At 53.2% G+C, this 3,746-nt stretch carries 4 protein-coding genes; all 4 read left to right on the top strand.

Annotation, left to right across the window (positions count from 1 at the left end; all coding sequences use genetic code 11):
• Nucleotides 1-299: 299 nt before the first annotated feature.
• Entirely contained in the window at nt 300-2,033 is a 1,734-nt protein-coding gene (locus ACR0P9_RS08910; RefSeq protein ID WP_432619329.1) for an Ig-like domain-containing protein, read from the top strand.
• Between the two features lie 34 nt (nt 2,034-2,067).
• Nucleotides 2,068-2,748, top strand: a complete 681-nt coding sequence (locus ACR0P9_RS08905) for a FadR/GntR family transcriptional regulator (RefSeq protein ID WP_432619327.1) — start codon at nt 2,068-2,070, stop codon at nt 2,746-2,748.
• Between the two features lie 24 nt (nt 2,749-2,772).
• The gene (locus ACR0P9_RS08900; protein WP_432619325.1) at nt 2,773-3,210 is read left to right on the top strand and encodes a GNAT family N-acetyltransferase; all 438 of its coding nucleotides are present in this window, start codon (nt 2,773-2,775) and stop codon (nt 3,208-3,210) included.
• Nucleotides 3,211-3,240: 30 nt separating this feature from the next.
• Nucleotides 3,241-3,746, top strand: a 506-nt coding sequence (locus ACR0P9_RS08895) for a TIGR01440 family protein (protein ID WP_432619323.1), incomplete at its 3' end; no start/stop codon positions are given.

The raw sequence follows: 3,746 nt of genomic DNA, 5'->3' as shown, positions 1-3,746 counted from the left end.
ATATGCCTTGGCACTCTGTCCGGTTAAAAATTCTCGAATTTGCTGTTCGATGTTCATGGTTGCCCTCCCTGTTGTGATGCAATGAAAAGATATATTTATTATAACATTGCTCGAAGGGGTGCGCAACAGAAAGCGGGATATGAAACAAAACGCAAAAAAATGTCGATTGATTTGCCTAGGGAAACACTGCGTAAATTTGTTTAGAATTCCGGCAAAAATGCTGTGACAAATACCGGTGTGTGCGGTATAATAAACCTGAATAAATATCTATGCGGGTATCGCAGGGAGATGAGAATCACATGAAAAAAATGACGAAAATGCTTTGTGCTTTGCTTTGCGGCGTGCTGCTTTGCGGTGCGGTTGCTGTGGCAACGCCAAAGGAAAATAGTGCGGCTACTGCCGCGCCGGTGCGAAAGCAGATTGTATTGGAACCGGATAAGCCGAGATCGGCAACGATGAAAATCGGTGAACAGGTCAAGCTGTCCATTAGTTATGTCGGTGACAGAACAAAATCCGACAATCAAGCAGAGGGTTCCGGTGAAAACCCCAGCCAAGATACCAAATGGGGCATTTTGGAAGGCGGCAATGCCGTAGAGATTGATGCAGAGACCGGTGTGGTCACGGCAAAAAAAGTGGGAACAGCGACAGTCGGCAAAATCCTGGCTGACGGCAGAAAGGTTTCCTGCACGATTACAGTTTCCGGCTATGCAGTCGAAACCATGACCATCGAGGGCACGCAGGAAATGCGCGTCGGAGAGACCCAGAAACTGCAGCTGTCCATCACTCCGTCAGAGGCGCGGGATGATGCGAAAATTACATGGAAATCAGACCAACCGGACGTTTTGTCCGTCGACAGCAATGGCAAGGTGACGGCGCATCAGGCTGGTTCGGCAACGATTACAGCGGCAGCGGGCAATGTCACCGCAAAATTGACGATTTCTGTCGAGTCCGATGTGAAATCGCTGACCATCAAGCCGAGCAGCACAAAGATGTTCGTTGGAGACAGCATTGCGGTTCAGGTGACACCGACACCGGCAGATGCTGATATTGCATCTGCGCAGTGGGAGTCGGAAGATGCGTCCATTGCTTACTATAAAGACGGCAGAATTTACGGCGTTCGTGCCGGTACCACGCGCATCACCGTGTCTGTGGGCGGTGTCACGGCGTCTTGCACTGTCACGGTTCAGGATGGTAATGTCCAGCCGGACAACAAACCGGATAACCAGCCGAATCACAACAACCAGCCGACACCGGCTCCGCAGCCGAGCAAACAGCCAAGCTCGCCGAGCAGCAAGCCGAGCACCGGCAGCAATACGGGCAACACCCTGACCAAGCCGATTACCGGCGTTGGCAGCCAGTTTACGTACGTGCCGAACACGGGCAATACCTTCTTGTATATGCCGGGCAGCACAGTCACAGTGACGGAATTCGCCTATACCATGCCGAAAAATATTCCGGACGCCGTGTATCTCACGATAGACAGCAAGCTGGATGATGTGGCAGGTTCGATTGCGGATACACTGTCCGCGAGCGGAATGCAGGCGACCTTCTTTGTATCGACAGAGAATCTGTATGGCTCGGATGATATGCTGCGCCATTTGACGGGTGACGGCAACAGCATCGGTTTGCTGCTGACACCGGAGCAGGCAAACAGCGGCAATGCAGTTGCTCTGCTGGATCAGGCAAACAAGCAGTTGTCTGTGATTACTGGTATGCCGACGCGTCTGGTACGCATTTCCGGCGGAACCTCCGGCAATATCAGCAGCGAAACGCTCAATACACTGCTCAACGCGGGTTATCGCGTTTGGGATTGGAATACCAGCGCGAACGAATCGAGACAGGCGGCAGATGCCAGCTATCAGGCGGTATCTAAGGCCATTGACACGACAGGAACACCGGCGGTACGCTTTGACGGCAGTGTGGCAACAGATACCGTCCTTCGTCAGCTGCTGCCGTATATGAAGTACTGCGGTATCCAGACAAGAGCCATTCAGGCGAGCGACAATGCCGTTTGCAACACAACGGCGGGATAAACTTATATAGAGAGAACAGAAAGGAATCAGAATCATGGAAACCGGAAAACTGCTGACAGACCGCGTGGCGGATGAAATCGTCCGCAGCATTATCGGGCAAAAGCTCAAGCCCGGCGATAAGCTGCCAAACGAATTTGAATTGGCAAAAACACTCGGCGTCGGACGCAGCACTCTGCGCGAGGCGATTAAGACCTTGGTCAGCCGCAGCGTTGTAGAGATTCGCCGTGGTTCCGGTACCTTTGTTTCCGACCGGAGCGGCGTCAGTGAAGACCCGCTCGGCTTAGAATTTTTGACCGACAAAGTACAAGTGGCGACGGATTTGCTCGAACTGCGCTTTTTGCTGGAACCGCGTCTGGCGTCGCTGGCGGCGAGCCGCTGCACGCCGGAAGAATTGCAGCATCTGATGGAGCTGTGCGATGCCTGCGAGAAGAAAATGCTGGCGGGCGAGGATTTTTCGGAGGAAAATACCGCCTATCACGCTGCCATTGCCCGGACATCGGGCAATGTTGTCGTGCCCAATCTGGCGGTCATTTTGTGCGGCCCACCGTCTATGCTGGCTGGTACGCCGTCACAGAAGGCGCTGGAGGAACTGGCGCGCAGCAACAGAGAAATTCTCACGGCAATTGGTGCACACGATCAGATGGCGGCGTACGACGCCATGCTGCTGCATTTGACGCAGTGCCGCCGCGCGATTGCCCAGCAGGCACTGCAATAAGTTTAGAATAGGAAATGATAGAACATGTTGACTGTCAAACGCATGACGCAGGCGGATCAGGCGTATGTTATGCCGCGCGTGAAGGACTTTTATCAGTCGGACGCTGTCACGCATCCGGTGCCGGAACGCGTGCTGGCGCGCAGCTTTGAACAGGCCGTATCGGATAATCCACTGATAGAGGGCTGTATGCTGTATTTGGGCGATAAACACGCAGGATATGCGTATTTGACCCATATGTACGCAACAGAAGCGGGAGCCTGCGTGATGATAGAGGAATTGTTTATTGAGCCGGAACTGCGCGGACAGGGACTGGGACACGCCTTTTTCGATTGGCTGTTTTCGGCATATCCGGATACGGCACGGTTTCGCTTGGAAGTCACGCCGGAAAACACCCGCGCTGCCGCACTATATAAAAAGATGGGCTTTGAACCGCTGACATATTGCCAGATGATACGGGAATAAGACGAGAGAATCGTAAGGAGGACGTGCATCATGGAACTCAAACAAATCGAACAAGAGACACAAAAAGCTGTCAGTGAAGTATTGGAGCAGGCAAAACTCAAGATGGGAGACCTGTTTGTCATTGGATGTTCAACAAGCGAAGTGGGCGGTCAGAAGATCGGCTCTGCTTCGTCTATGGATATTGCTGGAGCCATTTACCGCGGTGCCTATGCCGCTTTGGAGCCGCATGGCATTTATCTGGCGGCACAGTGCTGCGAACACCTCAATCGCGCGATTATTATGGAACAGCAGGCAGCCGAGGCATATGGCTATGAGCCGGTCAATGTTTTGCCGCAGCCGAAGGCAGGCGGTTCGTTTGCCACGACCTGTTGGGAAAACTTTGATGAGCCGGTTGCTGTCGAGCACATTCGCGCCCATGCCGGACTGGATATTGGCGGCACACTCATTGGTATGCATCTGCGAGAGGTTGCTGTACCGGTGCGCATCGCGCAGAAGACCATTGGCGAAGCGAATATCCTGTGCGCAAGAACACGCCT

The sequence above is a fragment of the Butyricicoccus sp. genome (assembly GCF_050872565.1).
Taxonomy (GTDB): Bacteria; Bacillota; Clostridia; order Oscillospirales; family Butyricicoccaceae; genus Butyricicoccus_A.
The sequence above is the reverse complement of the archived record's forward strand: the minus strand, read 5'-3'. Positions and strand labels throughout refer to the sequence as shown.